Consider the following 23272-nt stretch of genomic DNA (forward strand, 5'->3'; position numbering starts at 1 on the left):
TGTTCACGACACAATGACGTTTTTGGAATTTCCGTCGTCGTTTCCAAGAGCAGCCCAAGCCAACGTCAGCGCTATGCTCGCTACATAAATCAATGTTGGAGCTTAGCTATGACACCCTCAGAACTGCACGATGACGCTATCGTCATCGATGGCTTGATTATCGCCAAATGGAATCGTGAGCTGCTTGAGGACATGCGTCGCGGTGGTTTGACGGCGGCTAACTGCACTGTTTCGGTGTGGGAAGGGTTTCAGGCCACGGTCGATAATATCGTCAAGTCAAACCAGCTGATGGCCGAGTGTAGTGACCTGGTACGCCCGGTACGCACCACCGCTGATATCACGCGTGCGAAAGAAGAGGGCAAAACTGGAATCATCTTTGGTTTCCAGAATGCGCATGCGTTTGAGGATCAGATTGGCTATGTAGAGATCTTCAAGCAGCTGGGCGTGGGCATTGTACAGATGTGCTACAACACCCAGAATCTAGTGGGAACCGGCTGCTACGAGCGTGACGGCGGCCTGTCTGGCTTTGGGCGTGAAATCGTCGCTGAAATGAACCGTGTCGGCATTATGTGTGACCTCTCTCATGTCGGTGCGAAAACCTCTGAAGAGGTGATTCTCGAATCCAAAAAGCCGGTTTGCTACTCCCACTGCCTGCCCTCCGGGCTCAAAGAGCACCCGCGCAACAAATCCGATCAAGAGCTCAAGTTCATTGCTGATCACGGCGGTTTCGTCGGTGTCACCATGTTCGCACCTTTCCTCAAAAAGGGCATCGACTCCACCATCGAAGACTACTGTGAAGCGATCGAGTACGTCATGAATATCGTTGGTGAAGATGCTATCGGCATCGGTACTGATTTCACCCAAGGACACGGTCAAGAGTTCTTCGAGTGGCTGACTCATGACAAGGGCTATGCCCGTCGTTTGACAGACTTTGGCAAGATCATTAATCCCAAAGGCATTCGCACCATCGGAGAGTTCCCTAATCTCACCGAGGCGCTCCTTAAGCGCGGCTTTAGTGAAACTCAGGTCAGGAAGGTCATGGGTGAGAACTGGGTACGCGTCCTCAAGGATGTCTGGGGCGCCTAAACGCTTGCTCCATAAGATTGATAGGAGCGATGGGATAAGCCTGCTCCTTAGCCAAGAATAATGATGTAGAGGATGATACCCGTGACCAAACTGGCCCCCGCACTGCCTATCGAAGTCGATAGTGAAACCGGCGTCTGGACGACTGATGCGCTGCCGATGCTCTATGTACCACGGCACTTTTTTATCAACAACCATGTGGCCGTTGAAGAGGCGCTAGGTGCTGAAAAGTACGCTGAAATCCTCTATCACGCTGGCTATAAGAGTGCCTGGCACTGGTGTGAGAAAGAAGCCGAGTGCCATGGCCTCGAAGGTGAGGCCGTTTTTGAGCACTACATGCTGCGTCTCTCTCAGCGTGGCTGGGGCCACTTCATCACTGAACAGATTGATCTTGACGCTGGCACGGCTCAGGTGCGGCTAGAACATAGCGCCTTCGTTTACCAACTGGGTAAGGTTGGGCGCAAGGTCGAGTACATGTTCACTGGCTGGTTTGCTGGGGCCATGAATCAAATTCTCGCTGCACGGGGTAGTTCGCTGCGCACCGTTGCTGAGCAGACGCAGAGCGCTGCCGAACCCGGCTGTGATGTCGGCGTCTTCGCTGTCAAACCGCTGCCCGATGCTGCCCACTAACCCTGGGTGTGAGGAGAGATAACCATGGCATTTGACGCAATCTTTGAGCCCATCGAGATCGGCAAGCTGACCATTCGCAACCGTGTGGTCAGTACCGCCCATGCCGAGGTGCATGCCACTGACGGTGGTATGACGACTGAGCGCTACGTCAGGTACTACGAAGAAAAATCCAAGGGTGGCTGTGGCCTGTGTATCTGCGGTGGCTCATCAGTGGTGTCCATTGATAGCCCTCAGGGCTGGTGGAGCTCGGTGAACCTTTCTACCGACCGCATCATTCCACACTTTCAGAACCTGGCGGACGCCGTGCACAAGCATGGTGGCAAGATCATGATCCAGATTACCCATATGGGTCGCCGCTCACGCTGGGATGGCTTCGATTGGTCGACGCTGGTATCCCCCTCTGGCATTCGCGAACCGGTACACCGCTCCACTTGCAAGACTATCGAGGTGGAAGAGATTTGGCGGATTATCGGTGACTTCGCCCAGGCCGCGCGACGGGCCAAAGAGGGCGGGCTCGACGGTGTCGAACTGTCCGCCGTGCACCAGCACCTGATCGACCAGTTCTGGAGCCCTAGGGTCAACAAGCGTACCGACGAGTGGGGCGGTAGTTTCGAAAATCGCATGCGCTTCGGCATGGAAGTACTCAAAGCGGTACGTGCCGAAGTGGGCGATGACTTTGTGGTAGGGATGCGCATTTGTGGTGACGAATTCCACCCGGATGGCCTTTCGCATGAAGACATGAAACAGATCGCCGCTTATTACGATGCCACTAAAATGGTCGACTTTTTCGGCGTCATTGGCTCTGGCTGCGACACCCACAACACACTGGCCAACGTTATTCCCAATATGTCTTTTCCACCGGAGCCTTTTCTACATCTGGCGGCGGGGATCAAGGAAGTGGTGAATGTGCCGGTGATCCACGCCCAGAATATTAAAGACCCCAATCAGGCCCAGCGTATTCTCGAAGGGGGCTACGTGGATCTGGTAGGCATGACCCGGGCGCATATTGCTGATCCTCACCTGATTGCCAAGATCAAGATGGGACAGATCGATCAGATTAAGCAGTGCGTAGGGGCAAACTACTGCATCGACCGCCAATACCAGGGCCTGGACGTACTGTGTATTCAAAACGCTGCCACATCGCGGGAATACATGGGTCTGCCGCATATCATTGAAAAGACCGAGGGCGCCAAGCGCAAAGTCGTGGTAGTAGGCGGTGGTCCCGGCGGTATGGAGGCGGCTCGGGTTGCCGCTGAGCGTGGTCATGATGTCACTCTGTTTGAGGCCGCTGATGCCCTGGGTGGACAGATCACTATCGCTGCTCAGGCGCCGCAGCGCGACCAAATCGCCGGTATCACTCGTTGGTATCAGTTGGAGCTGGCACGCCTAAAAGTCGATCTGCGACTAGCGACTCGTGCTGATGAGGCAACCTTGCTTGATCTGCGTCCCGATATCGTGGTGCTCGCCACCGGTGGCCAACCCTTCCTTAGCCAGCACCCGGAATGGGGCTATTCGGAGAATGCTGAGGAGAGTCTGGTGGTCAGCACTTGGGATATTCTCTCAGGCAAGGTGGCACCCGGTAAAAACGTGCTGATTTACGACGCCATCTGCGAATTCTCTGGCGTCTCGGCGGCCGACTATCTGGCGGATAAGGGCGCCAAGGTCGAGATCGTTACTGACGATATCAAACCTGGTGCAGCGGTGGGGGGCACCACTTTTCCCACTTATTACCGCAGCCTATACGAGAAAGAAGTGATCATGTCCTCTGACTTGATGCTGCATAAGGTCTACCGCGAGGGCGACGGCCTAGTAGCAGTACTCGAAAATGAGTATACCGGTGCCTTGGAAGAGCGCGTGGTTGATCAGGTGGTCGTAGAAAATGGCGTGCGCCCTGACGAAGCGCTTTATTACGCCCTTAAAGAGCAGTCCCGCAACAAAGGGCAGGTGGATCTTGAAGCGCTCTATGCGATTCAGCCGCAGCCCTGTCTGAGCGAAGAGGGAGATGGCTTCCTGCTATTCCGTCTGGGCGACTGTACAGCTCCGCGTAACACCCACGCGGCCATCTACGACGCCCTGCGAATCTGCAAGGACTTTTGACCTGAGCGAGAGCCGGGACGCCGGTGGAAGACCGTAGTGAGGGTCATTTGCCATGGCCGTAAAACAGCTCCATACGTTTACGGCATTTCCGCCATCCGTGGCGGCTAGATGGCAAAGGTAGCGCCCAGGAATAGGGTTGCAGCGCCCTTGCAGCGGTCTGCCGCCGGAGCAGTCCCGCCGCGACAGATGAGGTGAGTACCATGCTCGATACGCTCTTGCCGATACTGATTTTTACTGCCCTGGCGCTGGCAGTCATCGGTGCTGTACGCCGCATACGCCTGTGGCGTCAGGGTCGCCCCTCACAGGTGAACCTGTTCAAGGGGTTAATGGCTCTGCCGCGCCGCTACTTGGTGGATCTGCACCATGTCGTGGGGCGCGACAAAATGATCTCCAATACCCACGTGGCCACCGCCGGGGGATTCGTTGCTGCCGCCGTGCTGATGATTGTGGTGCATGGTCTTGGTATCGCCAATCCATTGCTAGGCGGGTTGCTGTTACTGGCTAGTGCATCCATGTTCGTCGGTAGCCTGTTCGTAGCGCGTCGGCGGCTTAACCCACCTGCACGGCTCTCTAAAGGCCCTTGGATGCGCCTGCCAAAGAGCCTGATGGCGTTTTCGATAGGCGTCTTCCTGATCACACTGCCCACGGTGGGGCTATTGCCCGAAGGCGTAGTCGCAGGTAGCAGTAGCTGGCTTCTGGCGCTGGTATTAGCGGGCGTCGTGGTTTGGGGGCTGGGCGAAATGTTCTTTGGTATGACCTGGGGAGGCCCAATGAAGCACGCCTTCGCTGGCGCCTTACATCTCGCCTTTCACCGTCGTGCGGAGCGCTTTGGTGGTGGCCGGTCAACGGGGCTCAAAGCGCTGAACCTGGAGGATGAGACAGCGCCTCTGGGCGTAGAAAAGCCTGCTGACTTTACCTGGAATCAACTGCTGGGCTTCGATGCCTGCGTGCAGTGCGGCCGCTGCGAGGCGGTTTGCCCTGCGTTTGCCGCCGGCCAACCGCTCAATCCTAAAAAGCTGATTCAAGACATGGTAGTGGGATTTGCCGGCGGTAGCGATGCTAGCTATGCAGGTTCTCCTTATCCTGGTAAGCCAGTGGGAGAACACCAGGGCGCTCCCCATTCGCCTATCGTCGCGCCGGTTGTCATGAAAGAGGGCAAGGCGTTGGTTGACGCTGAAACCCTCTGGTCGTGCACCACCTGCCGCGCTTGTGTCGAAGAGTGCCCAATGATGATTGAGCATGTGGATGCGATTGTCGATATGCGTCGCCACCTTACCTTGGAGCGAGGCAAGACGCCCAATAAAGGAGCTGAGGTACTCGACAACCTGATTGCCACCGACAATCCTGGCGGCTTCGACCCAGGCTCACGGCTTAACTGGGCGGCAGATCTAAACCTACCGTTAATGGCCGACCTACAGCAGGTTGATGTGCTGTTGTGGTTAGGGGATGGCGCCTTTGATATGCGTAACCAGCGAACCCTACGTGCCCTGGTGAAAGTGCTGCGTGCTGCTGAAGTAGACTTCGCCGTGTTAGGGAATGAAGAGCGCGACAGCGGCGACGTAGCACGGCGCCTGGGCGATGAAGCGACGTTCCAATCCTTGGCTAAGCGCAATATTGCCACCCTGGCCAAGTATCGCTTCCAGCAGATTGTCACCTGTGATCCGCATAGTTTTCATGTGCTGAGCAATGAGTACGGCGACTTTCTTCAAGAAGGGCAAAATGGCAGCGATTCAAAGGCCAACTACGAGGTGCGCCACCACAGTACCTTTATTGCTGAATTGTATGACGCCGGGCGGCTGAACTTCGCTCCCTGGAAAGGTGGCAGCGTTACTTATCATGACCCATGTTACTTGGGGCGCTATAACGGTGAATACGAAGCCCCTCGGCGAGTGCTTAAAGCGCTGGGTATCCAAGTTGCCGAGATGGAGCGCTCAGGGTTCCGTTCGCGCTGCTGTGGCGGTGGTGGAGGGGCGCCAATCACGGATATTCCTGGTGAGCGCCGTATTCCTGATATGCGCATGAATGACGTTAAAGAGAGCGGCGCCGAGCTGGTGGCGGTGGGTTGCCCACAGTGCACTGCCATGTTGGAAGGCGTGGTGGATGCTAGCGCCGAAGTGCGTGATATCGCTGAGCTGGTAGCTGATGCTCTGGTAGAGCGTCCTGCTGGCGATGTGTCTGGTGTATCCCGTCGAAACACTGCAGTGACAACTGCTGAAGAGGTGGCCTTATGAGTGAGATTATTCGCCGCGATCCGCGCCGCGAGTGGATCGCCCGGAACCGTCTTCATCCAGACCACGCCAGTGTGCTCGCCGCTCTTGGTGTCAACAGTGAGGGCGGCGGTGCAGCTAGTGAGTGGCTGGGCCCCAACGGCGTGGTGCGTAAAAATCCTCGCGCCATTGGCTTTATCGGCCCCAATGGCGTCAAACGGATTGATCGTAGCGGCCTCCAGCAAGGAGGGCAGGCCTCCGCGACCACCACGGCGGCTCGTGATAGCCGCCGCAGGGTGACCATTGATCAGCCTGCCTTTATGGTCGCCGTGGTACCCGACCTGACCGGTGGGCGCCTTTCAAGCCATGACAAGGATCTGTTGGGACTAGCCCGACGTGTGGCAGATGCTGATGCCGAACAGCCTGGCGCTGTGGTAGCGATCTTATTCGGCGAGCATAAGGAGGAGGCGCTTGGCGAAGCCGGAATCGATCGCATCGTGCATCTTGATGATGAGCTTTACGCTGGGTTTGCTCCTGAGGCACGGCTAGCGGTGCTAGGTGCCGTCGAACGTGAAATGGCACCGCGCTTCTGGCTGTTGCCGGACTCGCCTCTAGGCGGGGCTGATCTGGGGCGGCGGCTTGCCTTGCGGCTGGGGGAGCGGGCTGCCACAGGGGTATGGCAGGTGGAAGCTGATAATGAGGCCTCTTTGGGGTGGCGCTGTACTGCCCGTGGTGCCGCTGGGAGCCTGGATATCCAGCGTCCTCTGCCGCGAGTTGCCCTGGCACTGGCCGAGTGCGCCGAGCCAGTGGACGAAACGCGCCACGCGGCGGAGCCTGTGAGCCTGGCGGCGTCGATTCCCACCACGCTATCGCGGATCGAGGATCTGGGCCAGGTGGCGGTGGATCCGGCGGGCGTGGCGCTGGCTGAGGCGGAGTTCATTCTCTCTGGTGGCAACGGTGTCAAACAGTGGGATACTTTCCACCACGCCGCCAAAGTGCTCGGTGCTACCGAAGGCGCGTCCCGGGTGGCGGTGGACGATGGCTTTATGGCCCGCGACCGTCAGGTGGGGGCGACCGGTACCTGGGTCACGGCCCGGGTGTACATGGCCGTCGGTATCTCAGGCGCGATCCAGCACCTGCAGGGCATTCAGCGCTGCGATAAGGTGGTGGCGATCAACGTCGATCCGGGCTGCGATATGATCAAGCGGGCCGACCTGGCAGTGATAGGCGACAGCACGCAAATTCTTGCTGCGTTAGTGGCGATGGTAGAGCAGCAGCGAGGAGGGCAGCGCGATGCGGCCTGAACAACAGCAAACACAACAAAAAACAGGTATCAACGTAGCGGTGCTGGTCTCCATCGGTCGTCACCCCACCACCGGTCGTGCTAGGCGCGCCGAGCAGGATGCCCGCGGTCTGGAACTTGCGCTAGCCGTAGCAGCAGAGCTGCCGGGTAGCCAGATTGACCTGCTGCACGCGGGTTCTAAGGATGTCGACAGCGAGGCCGCTCTACGCGGTTACTTAGGGATGGCCACGGGCGTTGGCATGGGGCTTGAGTCCATGACCTTGCTGGAACAGCCTGAAGGCAGCGATGCTATTTTGCCTCTGGTGGAACATTTGGCCGCTACCTCACCTCAGCTAGTGATCACCGGTGCCCGAGCTGAGCGCGGGGAAGGCTCTGGGCTTTTGCCCTATGCATTGGCAGAACACCTCGGTTGGCCGTTAGTAAATAGCTTAGCGTCCATAGAAACGGTGGAAAATGGCGTGGTAACGCTGCTTCAAGCGTTGCCGCGGGGCCAGCGCCGTCGTCTCAAGGTGCGCCTACCCGCTATCATCAGCGTGGATGAAGCAGCGCCGGCGGCGCGTCAGAGCGCTTTCGGCCCAGCTCGTCGAGCCACCTTCTCGCTAGTACCCACTAGCTCTGAAGCCGACGGTGAGTTGGCCCAGTGGCACTTGGGACCCGCACGAAAACGGCCTAAGCGTCTGAAAATCATCAAAGCCGCCTCAGCAAGAGACCGCTTTAAAGCGGCGGCTTCCAAAGCCGAGGGCAAAGGCGGGCAAGTGCTTACCGATGTTAGCCCCGAGCAAGGTGCAGAGGCGATTTACAAGCTGCTCAAGGAAGAGGACGTGCTACGCTGAAGCCTTTTGATCACGGCATGTTCGTAATCTTAAAGCCCGCCCTTTGTGGCGGGTTTCTTATTAGCTATTTTTTAATCGCTGAGTCTTTGTTTTATAAATCGTCTTGGTGTCATAAATCTTAATCTGCTAAGGCTTTACGTTCTCTGTCGTTATCTTCTGCAATGCTGTTATGACCTATTTGTCAGCAAAGCCAGGATAAAGCCGCAGGCGCTGCCTTTCTCGCTGTAATCCCATCCAGGCGTGTAGCACTAGCACCGTGATGACGATGGCCCCGCCCAGTAGTGTTGATGCCGTTGGCGTCTCGCCTAATAGCCACCAAACCCATAGTGTGCCCAGTGCGGTTTCCACTAGGTAAAACAGTGCCACCTCGGTAGACGGCAGGTAGCGGGTGGCGCTATTGATCAGTACCGTGGCCAGGGGCATTTGCACCAGTCCCATCAAGGCCAATACGCCGTAGCGCTGGGCATCCAGGGTCAGGGGCGTGGCCATAGAGATGGCCACCATGGCTGATAGCACCCCACCTCCGGCGACCACCGTCATGGTATCCACGCCTGGGAAGCGGCGCAGTAGCGTTAGGTTGCCACCGATAGCCGCGGAGGCTGCCAGGGCGTATAGGTTCCCCAACAGCATGCCGTGGGCACCGTGGCCCATGAAGACCAGGCTCATGCCCAGCATGCAGGCCACGATAGCCACCAGCGTACGCCGGGCGACCTTTTCCCCCAGAAAAATCCGCGAGAACACGGCGGCGAACAGCGGCGAGGTGCTCAGAATCACCACCACGTTGGCGACGCTCGCATTCATCACCGCCAGCACGAACAGGCTGGAGATCAGCGCCAGTAGCACGGTCGAGACCAGTGAGGCAATGGGGTGCCGTTTCAAGGCCGTCAGCCGCTGGCCGACACAGCAAATTAACCCCAGCACGCAGAACATAAAGAGGCCGCGCCAAAAGATGACGGTCCAGCCGTCGGTAGCGGCCAGCCGGATCAGCAGGCCGTCGAAGCTGAGAAAAACGACACCGAGCACCACAATGAGCAAGCCGCGTTGATAAGTACTGAGTTGCATAATCCTATCTCCTTTGTTGTTGTAAAAATCGTTATCAAGACCGTTATAAAAATCGCTATAAAACGCGCCGCCCGCCGAGCAGGCGGGCGATGCAGGTCATTCAGGCCGCTGGTCGCCGGCCATGTCTTGGTGTCTTAGGTACGACGGCTGCTGGCCATAGAACGCGCAGTCGTTGTGGTTTTCTCGTAGTGGGGACGCACCATCCAGTAACCCACAGCACCGGCAATCAGCAGCATACTGCCGCACCCGATCGCCAGTAGATAAGCGCCCTGAACCGCACCGGCGGGGAGCGCGAAGCGCTCGGCGAATCCCGCCAGTGTTGTCGCATACTGCTGCCACAGGAATAGACCGATGGCAGCCCCAGAGAGCATCGTGCACAGGGCGATCCAGCGGGTGCCGGATACCCAGCCGCTCACCGCGCTGGCATCGAACTCATGCAGAAAGGCCCGGTACGCCGACTCGGCCGGGCTCACCTGGGTCACTCGTGAGGCCAGCGTAATGGCCACCAGCGCCAACAGCGTGCTGAGCAGCACCGGATGCAGGTAGACGGGCAGGCTAAGCCACTCGGCCTGCACCATCAACGAGAGGGCAACGTTACCGGCAAAACCCACGACGAGCCCCCAGCTTGCCCCCGCCGCGGTGATCTTGCGACTCCAGATGCTCATCAGCGCCACCGGCCCCCAGGAGGAGGCAAACAGGGTCGCTGCAAACCAGACCACCGACATGACGGCGGGAGGCTGAAACAGGGCCAGCAGCAGCGCGATCAACCCGGCCGCCAGCACCGCGATGCGGCTCTTACGCATCGCCGATCGCTCATCCGTGGAGGCGGGCAGGATGTCGTTGGAGAGGCTGAAGCCAATGATCGACAGAAAGGTCGAGCAGGAGGAGAGCCCGGCCGCGAATACCCCGGTCAGAATGACCACCCCCAGCCAGGTCGGCAGCACGTTGAGCGCCACCCAGACCATCGAACGCTCTGGGTCGAGCGTCGCGTCGTAAAGGTTGATCGCGGCGCCGGTCATCATCATCAGCGCGTAGAAAACGGCCAGCGCCACCGCGGTGAGCATGGCCGAACGCATCACCACATGTTCGTTGCGGGCCATCAGGTAGCGGCTGGATTGCCAGGGGCTTGCCGCCAGCACTGCGGCCCACACGAGCCCCAGGGTGAGGCCCCACACCAGCGCTTCGGTTGGCGACGAGAAACTGGCCGTGGGCCCTTCGATCACCCCATGCCACAGGGCGATGCCGGGTTTGTCAGTCTGCATCAACAGCCCTTCGACGACGCCGCTCCAGCCCCCGAGGTCGTGGATCACGTAGAGCGACCCGCCCACGGCGGCCAGCGAGAAGATCACGAACATGATGGTGTCGGTGAGCATCACCCCCGGTGAGCCGGAGTAGAGAATGAAGCCGGTGTAGGTCGCCCACACCAGTACCAGGCCTACCCAGTAGGGCATGCCGGTCAATTCTGCAAACATGATGCCCGCCCCCTGCATCACGCCCAGCAGGTAAGCCCCCAGACCGATGATCGTGGTTAGCCCGGCAATGGCCTGCACGCGATGTGAGGCAAAGCGCTTGCCGAAGAACTCCGGCACGGTACGCGCACCGCTGCGGCGCAGGTAGCGGCCGAACACCAGCGCCCCCAGCAGGCAGCCCGAGGTGCTTACCGCGGCAAAGATCAGCATGACGAAGGGGTAGCCCTGGTAGGCAAATCCCGTTTCGCCCAGAAAGGCGCTGGTGCTCAGGTAGCTGGCCACTAGGGTGCCGAGGATAAAGAAGGTGGGCGCATTGCGGCCAGCGACCAGGTAGTCGTCCAGCCCCTTGACGCGCCGTCCGGCCAGATGGCCGATCACGAAATAGCCTACCAGACTCAGTAGTATTGCGATGGTGTAGATCATTGAAATAGCCGTTAGTGTTGTTGATGTTATATTAGCTATAGTGCACGTTTTGTCCGGTTTCTCATTGCCATTAGCGGCACACAGTGCTGGAATCACGACACGATATCCACTAACCAAAACACGATATCTACTAACCAAAAAAAGGGGGCGCCATGGCATTGGCGCCCCCGAAAACAACGGATGCTTGAGTTGTTTAGCTAGCGATTTTGGGCATTGCGTTGATCTGCTGCCACTCCTTGTGAAGCCCTTTATAGAGACTGAAACACATCAGCAGGAGCACGATAGTGAAGGGCAGCCCGGTGGCTACTGCGCCGGCCTGAAGCGCACTGAGCGCGGTGCTACCGCCGCCATACAGCAGTACTCCAGCAATCACACCTTCAAGTGCGGCCCAGAAAACACGCTGGCCCTTAGGTGCATCGGTTTTGCCACCGGCCGTGATGTTATCGATTACCAACGAGCCGGAGTCTGATGAAGTGATGAAGAAAACCAGCACCAGAACAATGGCTAGTGTTGACGTTATGCTGGTGAGAGGCAACTGTTCCAGCATATGGAACATGGCAAGCGAGACATCACCAATGCCGTTGGCCAGTTCGCCTATGCCGTTAGTTGCTTGAAAAAGCGCTGTACCGCCGAAGGCACTCATCCAAACCAGCGTGACTAGCGTTGGTACCAGCAGTACGGCAATGAGAAACTCCCGAACGGTGCGTCCACGTGATACGCGAGCGATAAACATGCCGACAAACGGAGACCAGGAGATCCACCACGCCCAGTAAAAGATGGTCCAGCCGTGATACCAAGTGTCATCGTCGCGGCCAATCCAGTTCGACAGCGGCAAAAGGTGGCTTATATAGTCTAATGTTGTGGTGCCAATCCCGGCCAATATCATCAGCGTCGGACCTGCTATCACAACGAATAGCAGCAGTATCGCCGCGATGATCATATTAATGTTTGAGAATAGCTTTACCCCACCGTCGATACCCCGCCATACCGAGAATAGTGCAATCACCGTGACCACTAGGATAATCGCCAACTGAGTACCGATGGTGTTGGGAATACCGAACAGGTAGGCGAGTCCACCGGCTGCTTGGGTAGCACCAAAGCCAAGCGAGGTAGCTAGGCCGAAAATGGTGGCGAGTACGGCAAGAATATCGATGATATGACCTGCCCAGCCGCGGGTACGCTCACCTAGCAGTGGATAAAAGGCGGAGCGAAGCGTGAGTGGCAAGCCCTTATTGTAGGCAAAGAACGCCAGCGAGAGTGCGACGACTGCGTAGATTGCCCAGGGGTGTAGCCCCCAATGAAACATGGTCGCCCCCATGGCGGCGCTGGCGCCTTCCGGTGTGCCTGCGGGGGCGTTGAGGGGCGTACCATACCAGTCGGTGTAATAGGCCACGGGCTCAGCAACGCTCCAGAACATTAGGCCGATACCCATACCCGCCGCAAATAGCATGGCGAACCAGGAAGTACGCGAGTACTCCGGCTTGGCATCACTGCCGCCCAAACGAATTCGCCCGAGCGGCAAGCAGATCAGTACAAGGCAGAACACCACAAAGGTATTGCCTGCAATCATAAACAGCCAGTCAAAGTGTTCAATTGACCAGTTCTTGGCAAGCCCTAGGTGCGTATTAGCGGCATCTGGGTAAACCAGTGCGTAAAGAATGAATAGCAGAATGGCGAGAGCAGAGAGTGGGAAGACGGGGTTATGAAAATCTAACCCCATTATCTGAGTGTTGTCCTGTCCGGGCGACAGAACCGGGTCGTCATTGTTCTTCATTGGCTTTCCTTGGTGGTTCTTGTTAGGTGTCGGATATGCGTCACGATCGCCGACGCTAGGAATTGTTGGGTCTGTTTTGGAGAAGGAGTGTCGTGAAAACGACCTTCATCTATTCATCTTGGCTGGCATGTCTTGAATAGATATGTGAGTGCCTTTGTGGGGTAAGTCCTTAGGCACGGAGGGGATAGGGTGGGAAAGCGCAATCCACCATCAAGCGCATAACAATGAACAACAGGAGCTAGCCATGAATGCAGCCAACCGCGGAGTGGTCTATAAAGGGCCGGGTGAAGTCGCCGTCGAATCTATTGCCTACCCTGAGCTCGCCATCGGTAATCGCAAGTGCGATCACGGCGTGATTCTTAAAGTCGTCACCACCAATATCTGTGGTAGCGACCAGCATATGGTGCGCGGCCGCACCACTGCGCCATCCGGTTTGGTGCTGGGTCACGAAATTACGGGTTTGGTGGTCGAGTGTGGTCGCGACGTCGAGTTTATCCGGCCCGGCGATCTCGTCTCTGTGCCGTTCAATATTGCCTGCGGTCGCTGCCGTAACTGTAAAGAAGGCCGTACCGGCATCTGCCTGAATGTGAATCCCTCTCGTCCAGGGGCTGCTTATGGCTATGTCGATATGGGCGGCTGGGTGGGTGGCCAGACCGAATATGTCATGGTGCCCTACGCAGACTTTAATCTGCTGAAGTTCCCGGATGCCGATCAAGCGATGGAGAAGATCAAGGATTTAACGCTACTTTCCGATATCTTCCCCACCGGCTTCCACGGCTGCGTTACGGCTGGAGTTGGCCCTGGCAGTACGGTTTATATTGCTGGTGCTGGCCCTGTGGGCCTGGCAGCGGCAGTTTCTGCTCAACTGCTTGGCGCGGCTTGTGTGATTGTTGGCGATATGGTCGAAGACCGTTTAGCCCAGGCGCGTAGCTTTGGCTGTGAGACCATTGACCTGACTCAAGACGGCGACATGGCCGACAAGATTGAGGTGATTCTCGGTGAGCGTGAAGTCGATGCCTTTGTCGACTGTGTTGGTTTCGAGGCCCACGCCTGCGGCTGCAACCATGGTAAAGAAGCACCTGCGACCGTGCTGAACTCGGCGATGTCGCTAACTCGCGCGGGCGGCCAAATCGGTATTCCTGGTCTGTATGTGACCGAAGACCCCGGTGCCGCTGACGATGCCGCCAAGCAAGGTGCTTTGAGCATGCGCTTTGGCCTCGGTTGGGCCAAATCCCACAGTTTTCATACCGGACAGTGCCCGGTAATGAAGTACCACCGCCCGCTGATGCAGGCGATTCTATTCGGTAAAGTTAAGATCGCCGATGCGGTAAATGTACAGATGATCACCTTAGATCAGGCGCCGCAGGGATATGCCGACTTTGATGGCGGAGCCGCAAAGAAATTTGTCATTGACCCCCACGGCAGCGTGCCTGCATAAGCTGGAAGTACCTGCCCACTCGCAGGGGAGACAGATAGATAGCCCGAAATAGATAGTCAGAAATAGATAATTCGATATAGATAGTTTGGTATAGATGGTCCAGGATAGATAGCAAGACCCTAGACGGCACCCCGCGGGGTGCCGTCTTCGTTTTTCGGCATCACGCCAATCAAAATAATAATGAGTGACCCATGACCGTCCAGACCGTGACCCCCAAGCGCCGCTTTCGCGGCAAGCCCCGCGGCCGTGAGCTCGATCCCGTCTGTCTTGAGGGATTGCGTGACCTGCTGGGCGATGAACGCAACGACGCCGCATTGCGCCGACGCGATTTATTGATCGAACACCTGCATGCTCTTCAGGATACCCGAGGGCATTTATTGCTGGCAGATCTGCGTGCCCTGGCAACGTATATGAACCTGCCTATGGCAGCGGTCTATGAGACAGCGACCTTTTATGCCCACTTCGATGTTATCCATGATGACCAGGAAGTGCCCCCGGCATTGACCATCCGCGTTTGCGACTCTCTGGCTTGCCAGTTAGCTGGCGCTGAGGCGCTTAAAGCGCAGTTGGAGGCAAATGTCGATATCGAGCAGGTGCGGGTGTTGCGTGCGCCATGCATGGGGCGCTGCGACACTGCGCCCGTTGTGGAGGTCGGCCATCGCCACTTGGGTCGAGCCGACGCGGCTCAAGTTCAGGCAGCTATCGATGGCGACGACACTCACCCCGAACCTATCGATTGGCAACGACTTGATAGCTATCGCAGCAAGGGTGGTTTTGCACTGCTCCAGGCCTGCCGCAATGGGGAAGTAACGGTCGAAGCACTGATGGAAGCGATGCAGCAGGCCAACCTGCGCGGTTTAGGGGGCGCGGGTTTTCCTACTTTTAAGAAATGGCAGTTTGTGCGTCAGGAGGTTGGTCCCCGCTACTGTGCCATTAATGCCGACGAGGGCGAACCCGGCACCTTTAAAGATCGTTATTATCTGGAGCGTTCGCCGCACCAGTTTCTTGAAGGAGCCTTGGTCAGTGCTTGGGCGGTCGACGCCGAGGCGCTGTATATCTACCTACGCGATGAGTATCCAGCGTTACATGTCGTGCTGCGCGAGGCGATTGGCGAGCTTGAGGCCGCTGGCCTAGTGGCGCCGGGATATATCGTGCTACGCCGCGGGGCGGGTGCTTACATCTGCGGCGAAGAGTCGGCGATGATTGAGTCCCTGGAAGGCAAGCCGGGGAAGCCCCGCCATCGTCCTCCGTTTGTGGCTCAGAAAGGGCTCTTTGACCGCCCAACGCTGGTCAATAACGTCGAGACCGTCTACTGGATTCCGATGATCTGGCAGCGTGGCGCTGAGGCTTTTTCCAGTCAGGGTCGCCATGGCCGCTTGGGGCTGCGCAGTTTCTCGGTGTCGGGGCGAGTTAAGCAGCCTGGCGTTTATCTGGCGCCTGCTGGCATCACGCTAAGCGAGTTAATTGACGAGTATTGTGGCGGCATGGCGGAAGGTCACCGTTTGGCGGCTTATCTGCCTGGTGGCGCCTCTGGCGGCATTCTGCCCGCCACTAAAGCCAATATTCCTCTCGACTTCGACACCCTCCAGGAGCACGGTTGTTTTATCGGCTCGGCCGCAGTGATCGTGCTTTCTGATCAGGATGATTTACGCCGTGTTGCGACCAACTTGCTGGCTTTCTTTGCCGATGAGTCTTGTGGCCAATGCACGCCGTGTCGGGTGGGAACCGAAAAAATGCTCACCCTGCTTGAGCGTAATGAATGGGATGCTGGGCTTATGACGCAACTCTCCCAAGTGATGATAGATGCCTCTATTTGCGGGCTGGGACAGGCGGCTCCTAACCCAGTATTGGGCTTGCTCAAGGATTTTCGCAGTGAACTGGCTGCCCAGAACGTTATCGTCAAGGGATAAGGGAGATCAGCATGAGTGAACAGAGCTTAAACCAAAGCTTTACCCTGACCCTGGACGGCGTTGACGTCAGCGCTTACCCCGGTGAAACCCTCTGGCAAGTCGCCAAGCGTGCAGGCGAGACCATTCCGCATCTGTGTTTCAAGGATGCCAGCGGCTATCGCGCCGACGGCAACTGCCGTGCTTGTATGGTGGAAATCGAGGGCGAACGCACCTTGGCCGCAAGCTGTCTGCGCGAAGCGGCGCCCGGTATGGTGGTTAATAGTGCCAGCTCTGAACGCGCACACACGGCCCGCAAGATGGTCATGGAAATGCTGCTGGTCGACCAGCCTGAGCGCGAAGAGAGCCCCGACCGCTCAAGCCATTTCTGGGCCATGGCTGACCAGTTAGCCATTGATGCCACGGCAGTGCGCCGCAAGCTGCCCAAGCGCGAAGAGCGTAAGACGGCTACCGTGCATCATGTGGCGCCTAGGACGGGTAGCCTGGAGCAAGACAGCAGCCATTCAGCCATGCGCGTTAATCTAGATGCCTGCATTGAGTGCAATCTATGTGTGCGCGCCTGTCGTGAAGTGCAGGTCAACGATGTTATCGGTCTGGCGCATCGAGGTGCGGCAGCCAAGATCGTATTTGATTTCGACGACCCCATGGGAGACAGCACCTGTGTTGCTTGTGGCGAGTGTGTTCAAGCCTGCCCCACGGGAGCTTTAATGCCAGCCACCCTGGTGGATGAGCAAGGGCACGGAGACTCTGCTGTGGCTGAGCGTAAGGTTGACTCAGTGTGTCCCTACTGCGGGGTTGGCTGCCAGCTGACCTACCATATCAAGGACGATAGGATCCTCTATGTGGAGGGCCGCGACGGCCCCTCTAACGAGAACCGACTCTGTGTTAAAGGTCGCTTCGGCTATGACTATCCGCGCCATCCATCTCGGCTTGTTACTCCGCTGATTCGACGCGCGGGTGTCGCAAAGGGAATCGACCCAGATTTCGACCCTGCCAAGCCACTAACGCACTTCCGCGAGGCGAGCTGGGACGAAGCCCTTGAGGTGGCTGCCAGCGGGCTTGTGAACCTTAAACTGAATCACGGCCCTGATGCCTTGGCGGGGTTTGGCAGTGCCAAGTGCTCCAACGAAGAAGCGTGGTTATTCCAGAAGCTGGTGCGTACCGGCTTTGGCTCCAACCATGTGGATCACTGTACCCGCTTGTGTCACGCCAGCTCGGTGGCAGCGCTAATGGAGTGTATTGGCTCAGGTTCAGTGACGGCTTCTTTTATGCAGGCCAGTCAAGCCGATGTAGTAATTCTTACCGGCTGTAATCCCGCGGTAAATCACCCGGTGGCGGCCACCTTCTTTAAACAGGCTGCCAAGCGCGGTACCAAAATAGTGATACTCGACCCCCGTGGTCAGGCGTTAGATGCCTACGCTTATCGCAGTGTTCGCTTTTCACTGGGTGCTGATGTGGCGCTGTTTAACGCCATGCTCAATGTGATTATTAGCGAAGAGCTTTATGACACGGCCTATATCGCCGAGCATACCGAGGGCTTTGAAGCACTGAAAACGCATACGGTGGATATGACCCCCGAAGCGATGAGCGGCCTGTGCGGTGTTGAACCAGAGACCATTCGCGAAGTGGCCAGGCTGTATGCGAACGCCGAGCGGGCAATGATTTTCTGGGGTATGGGTATTTCCCAGCATACTCATGGGACCGACAACGCCCGCTGTTTGATCTCGCTGGCGCTGGCTTGCGGCCAGACCGGTCGCCCTGGAACTGGTCTGCATCCCCTGCGTGGACAAAACAACGTTCAAGGGGCATCTGATGCTGGCCTGATTCCCATGGTAATGCCGGACTACCAGCCGGTCAGCGATGCCCAGGTACGCAGTGCTTTCGAAGAGCTGTGGAATACCAAGCTGGATCCCGCGCCGGGGCTCACCGTGGTGGAAATTATGGACGCTATCGCTGCGGGCACCATTCGCGGTATGTATATTCTGGGGGAAAACCCGGCGATGTCCGACCCGGATCTGGCCCATGCCCGGGCGGCGTTGGCCAAGCTGGAACACCTAGTGGTACAGGATCTTTTTGTCACTGAGACCGCCCAGTTCGCCGATGTTATCTTGCCGGCCTCTGCCTGGCCTGAGAAAGATGGCACCGTCACCAACACCAATCGACAAGTACAGATGGGGCGTGCGGCCTTGCCGCTGCCGGGCCAGACCAAGCCGGACTGGTGGATTATCCAGGAAATGGCCAGACGCTTCGGCTTGAACTGGAATTATCAGCATCCGCAGGATGTTTTCGCCGAGATGAAACAAGGTATGGCCTCTCTCGACCATATTTCCTGGGAGCGTTTGGAGCGCGAGCAGTCGGTAACCTACCCTTGTCCAGCGGAGGATGTACCGGGACAAGACGTAGTCTTCAGCGAGGCCTTCCCAACCGTCAGTGGTCGGGCGAAGTTCGCGCCTACGCGCCCGCTGCCACCGGATGAGCCAGTCGATAACGACTACCCGACGGTGTTGACCACTGGCCGCCAGTTAGAACACTGGCATACCGGATCAATGACCCGCCGTGCCAAAGTGCTCGATGACTTGGAGCCGGAAGCCGTGGCGAGCTTGGCGCCCGCTGAGCTTATCCGGCTGGGATTGGCGCCAGGCGATGACCTGACAATCACCACCCGGCGAGGGGCCATCACCCTCAAGGTCAGGACGGATCCGGGCATGCCCGAGGGAATGGTTTTCGTGCCTTTCTGTTATGAAGAAGCGGCAGCGAATCTACTTACCAATCCGGCGCTGGATCCGTATGGAAAAATTCCAGAGTTCAAGTACGCCGCTTGCCGTTTGAGCCGCTCGGAACCCCATATAAAGCGAGTTAGTTAGTCAGCATTTACTGGAGGAAGTAGCGATTGATCAGGCGCGCACTCAAGATCGCCTATCAACCAGCGACCCGAAATGATCGGTTGGGCCAGGTTGTAGCGTTGTTTGCCTCGCAATTTTAGAGCCAGTAAAGATCTACGAGCGCTTAAATATGGTGTGAAAAGCCATTGTTATGACGGTTAGATCAGCTTCAATAGTGGAAAGGGAGGCCGTCTTAGTTGACGGTCTCTTTTTATAATATCGTCATAGTTAGTATGTCAGAAGGGGGGGAGATAAACTGTCTGGAGTATCAACGTCATAGCATACGCCAGGATCATTGAGTGAGATTTTTACAATATGATCACTATACCGCTGGAGAATAGCCGATGCGCCGCTGGGATGACGTAAATCAGCGATATGTTTCCAAAATTGTCTACCAAAAATAACCGGGTGGCCAGGAACCTGTAGGTGTGTTGGTTGAACGATATTTTCTGCGCTAGACATGTCTGCTAATAACTTACACGTTTCTTGAGTCACCCAGGGGAGATCGGCAAGCCAAACCGCCGCGGATCGGTAATGATTAAATTTTTCGTCTGAACATAGATATTTGAAAGCATCGCTAATGCTGTATCCAAGCCCTAAATGACTGCGCTGGCTAACCAACGTTGGCGTGATTGGAGAAAGACCGAGTGATTGAGCCTTATCACCTTCTTTAAGCACAACGGTAATGTTTGGAAAGTGTTGCTGAATGGTTAACAACGTGGAGGTCAGTAGTGTCTTTCCATTGCTTAATTGAGCAATTCTTTTATCGCTACCAAAACGACGAGACTGGCCGGCTGCCATGACAATCACGATGATATCACTACAGCTCATGACGTGTTTTTCCACGATAAATACGATGAATATCGGCCATGACGGCTAACGCAATTTCAGCCGGTGTTTTGCTGCCTAAATTAAGCCCAATGGGCATGTGAATGCGTGCTACTTGGGCACTTGTTAAGCCGCCAGAACGCAGCAGCCGCTCTGCGCGCTGCTGTGAGGTTTGCTGGGAGCCCATAACGCCAATATAAAAGGCTTCCGTTCGGACAGCTTCGATCATTGCTAAATCATCGATACGTGGGTCGTGGGTCAAGGCCACAACGGCGGTATTGGCATGACAGCCACCTGATGAAATAAACACCGAGGGTAGAACTGCCTGTACTTCCACTCCCGCGACCGCAAAATTTCGCCTAGCCTCGTCTCTGGGGTCACAGACAATCACCTCAAACCCCAGCGTTTGGGCAAACAGCGCACAGGGTGAAGAGATTGAAGAGATTCCCGCGATAATCAGCCGTAGCGCAGGGCCTATGCGAATATTGACGCTAGCGGTATCAACAATAACGGTGGGCTCGGTGTTTTTCGAGGGGTTAAAGCGCTTGCCGCTGCCATCCAGTTTGATACAGCGGGTTAGCGGTTGGCGACCCAGTAGCGTGGCATGTACCACTTCTAAGTGAGTAAGGTTTGCGGTGTTGGGCGCTAGCCGTTCAATCAGCACTTCAAGGCTACCACCGCAGGGTAAACGAATATTCGCTGAACCAGCGTCACCGTCACCGTCACCGTCACCGTCACCGTCACCGCCACCGCCACCGCCACCGCCATAATGAACCCGTTGAACCGGCTCGTTAAACTCTCCCGCCTGAAGCCTGGCGATAAAGTCTTCTTCGACACAGCCGCCCGACAGTGATCCCAGATAGTCGCCTGTCGAACATGCTACTAGCATGGCACCTGGCTCTCGGGGGGCCGAGCCAAAGGTTTTTAGCACCGTACACAACCAAATAGTTCGCCCCTGGTTGGCCCATTTCAGCGCGCGTTCGATAACCTGTAGATCAAGGTGTTGCATTAACTAGCCGCCTCCATGGGGAGTCGATGGGTGGCCTTCAGTGAGTCGCGAATGGTGTCAGGGGTAAAAGGGGGATGGGTAAAGCGTACCCCCGTGGCATCAAAAAGCGCGTTGGCAATTGCAGGAGCGCCGGGTAGTGAGGCGGACTCTCCAACGCCGAGTGGGGGCAAGTCAGGGCGATCAAGCAGCATGACGTTGATGGGAGGAAGCTCCGAGAAACGCAGAATAGGGTAGCCGCCCCACTCTTTGCTGGTTGGTAAACCATCCTCAAAGGTCACCCGCTCCTTTAACGTGCGGCTGAGCATCTGGATCACATTGCCATGCACCTGATGGCGAACGCCAGCGGGGTTGACCATTAAGCCCGCATCCTGACCTACATATAAATTCTCGACGACAATCCGTCCACTCTTCACATTGACTTTAAGCTCAATTACCCAGGCGGCGAGCGCGGCGCCAAAGCCGGGAAATTTGCTATGCACGTACTGGGCGTAAGCGAAGCCTCTGCCGTAGCGCCACTCACCCTCGCTTGTTGGGTTGGTGTTAGCGACGCAAGGCTTCCAGTTCGCACGTTCGGCTAATGCTTCGACAAGTTCGCAAGCGCGATTATCGGCTAAATAGCGCAACCGGTAGGTGACCGGATCTTCATTTGCCAAATAGGCAAGCTCATCAATATAGCTTTCATGGGCAAAGGTGCTGGGCAGCGCCGAGACACCACGCAGCCAGGAGGCGCGAACCAGAGTCGGCACGTCGTCGCAGACTATTTGGCGATGAGGGTAGCGGTAGGGCGGCACCGACGTTCGATCTCCCATCTCAAAGGGGATATCAATTGGTGAGGCAGCACCGGTTAGCAGTAGTGCCAGGGTAGGCGCACTGTTAGAGGGGTAGCGCGTATTAAAGCGATAGCCTGCCGGGCTGCCATCTGCATTTAAGCCGCCCTGGATCGCCATATACTGAGCAGCCCCTTTAGGCTCCCAGGTATGCTCCTGCTCGCGGGTGAGTTGCACACGGACGGGGCGGCCTACCGCCTGGGAAAGCAGCACCGCATCCGCGCCAACGTCGTCGGCGCAATTGCGACCATAGCAACCCGAGGTTTCCATGCGGGTAATGGTGATTGCGCCTTCATCCAAACCGGTAAGGCGGGCGAGATCGGCGCGCAGGCTATGTGGATTTTGGGTGCCCGACCATACGTGAAGACCACTTTCATTGGCATCGGCAACGGAGCACGAAGGGCCAATGGAGCCGTGCAGCTGGAAAGGCCACACATAGTGACGATTGAGCGGATATTGCGCGGCGGTTAGCGCATTGTCGAGGCCGCCTTCATCGAGGAGTATGCGCTGCTTGCTGGGTAGGTCGAGCAGTGCTTGCTCTATGTTGTCCAACTGAGGTAAGCCTTCGATGGGTCGCCACTGGACCTTTAGCTGTCTGGCTGCGGCAGCAGCCTGCTCTTCACGCTCGGCCACCACACCAACAAAGTCACCGACCACCACGACGCTTACTATGCCCGGCAAATGTGCCACAGAGCTTTCATCAACCGCGATTAAACTGTTACCAATAAAGTCGCCGTTATCATGGCCTACATAAGGCGGGCGAATCACTCGCCCATGCAGCATATCGGGCAGGCGTAGGTCGTGGATAAAGGTCAATTGCCCGGTGGCCTTGGCGGGTATATCCACGCGAGAGGTCGATTGGCCGACCAGGGTATAGTGGCTGACCGGCTTAAGCGGTACCTCATCGGCAAGCTTTAATGCATGACGGGTGCCCCGCAGCAACGCTCCAAAGCTCACGGATGAGTGGTTATCATCACTGGGCATAATAGCGCCGTTTTGGCAGCTAAGTAGTGAGCGCTCAGTGTCAAAGTGCTTTGCTGCCAGTGTTAATAGATACTCCCGCGCTTGAGCCGCCGCACGGCGTAGAGGTTCGGCAGTGATTTGAATCGACGCACTGGCAATGGTGGGGCCTTGGTTGGGAGCTTCAACAGAGTTGCCCAGCACCATGGTGACGCTGTCGAACGCGACGCTAAGCTCTTCCGCAACAATTTGAGCGAGCGCCGTGCGTATCCCTGTGCCCAAGTCTACGTGGCCGTTGAAAGCCACGATGCGGCTATCGCTCAGCACGGCAATGAATATCTCAGGCTCATGGGGAGTGAAGTTTGAGTGTGTACCTGGCTGTCCGGGCGCGGGCTTAGGGGGTGTAACTGGGTCGCGATAGATCACCAGAACATCAGACCCATACAGCAGTGACTCTCTTGTATAGTCTGATTTATCGGCCATGCTTGCCTCCCACGCTAGCGTTTTAAGTAATCAATGCAGATGAATTTGAGGTGATCA

At 57.0% G+C, this 23272-nt stretch carries 15 protein-coding genes; 9 read left to right on the plus strand and 6 right to left on the minus strand.

All coding sequences use genetic code 11. From position 1 onward, the window contains the following. The first annotated feature begins 108 nt into the window (after positions 1–108). The 6 genes from IR195_RS02165 (at position 109) to etfB (ending at position 8153) form a co-directional block, all read left to right on the plus strand. Entirely contained in the window at positions 109–1086 is a 978-nt protein-coding gene (locus tag IR195_RS02165) for a dipeptidase (protein ID WP_089039341.1), read from the plus strand. Between the two features lie 81 nt (positions 1087–1167). Continuing rightward, the gene (locus IR195_RS02170; protein ID WP_089040921.1) at positions 1168–1713 is read left to right on the plus strand and encodes a 4-vinyl reductase; all 546 of its coding nucleotides are present in this window, start codon (positions 1168–1170) and stop codon (positions 1711–1713) included. A 24-nt stretch (positions 1714–1737) separates the two neighbouring features. Beyond that, on the plus strand, positions 1738–3810 hold the full coding sequence (dgcA, locus tag IR195_RS02175; protein ID WP_125745229.1) for a dimethylglycine demethylation protein DgcA: 2073 nt from the start codon (positions 1738–1740) through the stop codon (positions 3808–3810). 200 nt (positions 3811–4010) lie between these two features. Further along, the gene (locus IR195_RS02180) at positions 4011–6041 is read left to right on the plus strand and encodes a (Fe-S)-binding protein (protein WP_206048640.1); all 2031 of its coding nucleotides are present in this window, start codon (positions 4011–4013) and stop codon (positions 6039–6041) included. Further along, positions 6038–7321: an electron transfer flavoprotein subunit alpha gene (gene etfA, locus IR195_RS02185; RefSeq protein WP_206048641.1), complete on the plus strand. Its 1284-nt coding sequence runs from the start codon at positions 6038–6040 to the stop codon at positions 7319–7321. The genes IR195_RS02180 and etfA overlap by 4 nt, the downstream gene beginning before the upstream one ends. After that, positions 7311–8153 carry an electron transfer flavoprotein subunit beta gene (gene etfB, locus IR195_RS02190; RefSeq protein WP_206048642.1) on the plus strand — a complete coding sequence of 281 codons (843 nt, stop codon included), beginning with the start codon at positions 7311–7313 and terminating at the stop codon, positions 8151–8153. The genes etfA and etfB overlap by 11 nt, the downstream gene beginning before the upstream one ends. A 174-nt stretch (positions 8154–8327) precedes the next feature. Here etfB and IR195_RS02195 read toward each other — a convergent pair whose 3' ends face one another. The 3 genes from IR195_RS02195 to IR195_RS02205 form a co-directional block, all read right to left on the minus strand. Further along, positions 8328–9215: a DMT family transporter gene (locus IR195_RS02195; protein WP_206048643.1), complete on the minus strand. Its 888-nt coding sequence runs from the start codon at positions 9213–9215 to the stop codon at positions 8328–8330. A gap of 134 nt (positions 9216–9349) precedes the next feature. Next, complete coding sequence (locus IR195_RS02200; protein WP_206048644.1) at positions 9350–11107, minus strand: sodium:solute symporter family protein; 1758 nt, start codon at positions 11105–11107, stop codon at positions 9350–9352. Between the two features lie 193 nt (positions 11108–11300). Further along, positions 11301–12881: a BCCT family transporter gene (locus IR195_RS02205; protein ID WP_206048645.1), complete on the minus strand. Its 1581-nt coding sequence runs from the start codon at positions 12879–12881 to the stop codon at positions 11301–11303. A gap of 244 nt (positions 12882–13125) precedes the next feature. On the opposite strand from IR195_RS02205, the gene fdhA reads away from it, so the two are divergent. From fdhA to fdhF, 3 genes are all read left to right on the plus strand, one after another. After that, entirely contained in the window at positions 13126–14319 is a 1194-nt protein-coding gene (gene fdhA / locus IR195_RS02210; RefSeq protein WP_146944037.1) for a formaldehyde dehydrogenase, glutathione-independent, read from the plus strand. Positions 14320–14510: 191 nt separating this feature from the next. After that, entirely contained in the window at positions 14511–16229 is a 1719-nt protein-coding gene (locus IR195_RS02215; protein WP_206048646.1) for an NADH-ubiquinone oxidoreductase-F iron-sulfur binding region domain-containing protein, read from the plus strand. An 11-nt stretch (positions 16230–16240) separates the two neighbouring features. Further along, positions 16241–19090, plus strand: a complete 2850-nt coding sequence (fdhF, locus tag IR195_RS02220; protein WP_206048647.1) for a formate dehydrogenase subunit alpha — start codon at positions 16241–16243, stop codon at positions 19088–19090. 246 nt (positions 19091–19336) lie between these two features. Here fdhF and IR195_RS02225 read toward each other — a convergent pair whose 3' ends face one another. Genes IR195_RS02225 through IR195_RS02235 form a run of 3 tightly spaced genes read right to left on the minus strand, consistent with a single transcriptional unit; the run spans position 19337 to position 23215 of the window. After that, positions 19337–19939 (minus strand): nucleotidyltransferase family protein, encoded by a 603-nt coding sequence (locus IR195_RS02225; RefSeq protein ID WP_206048648.1) that lies wholly within the window; start codon positions 19937–19939, stop codon positions 19337–19339. After that, positions 19929–20945 (minus strand): XdhC family protein, encoded by a 1017-nt coding sequence (locus IR195_RS02230; RefSeq protein ID WP_206048649.1) that lies wholly within the window; start codon positions 20943–20945, stop codon positions 19929–19931. Before IR195_RS02230 ends, IR195_RS02225 begins: the two co-directional genes overlap by 11 nt. Then, a complete protein-coding gene (locus IR195_RS02235) occupies positions 20945–23215 on the minus strand; it encodes a xanthine dehydrogenase family protein molybdopterin-binding subunit (protein WP_206048650.1) in 2271 nt (756 codons plus the stop codon). The genes IR195_RS02230 and IR195_RS02235 overlap by 1 nt, the downstream gene beginning before the upstream one ends. Between the last annotated feature and the right edge of the window lie 57 nt (positions 23216–23272).

The sequence above is a fragment of the Vreelandella venusta genome (assembly GCF_015689495.1).
In the GTDB taxonomy this organism is placed as follows: domain Bacteria; phylum Pseudomonadota; class Gammaproteobacteria; order Pseudomonadales; family Halomonadaceae; genus Vreelandella; species Vreelandella venusta.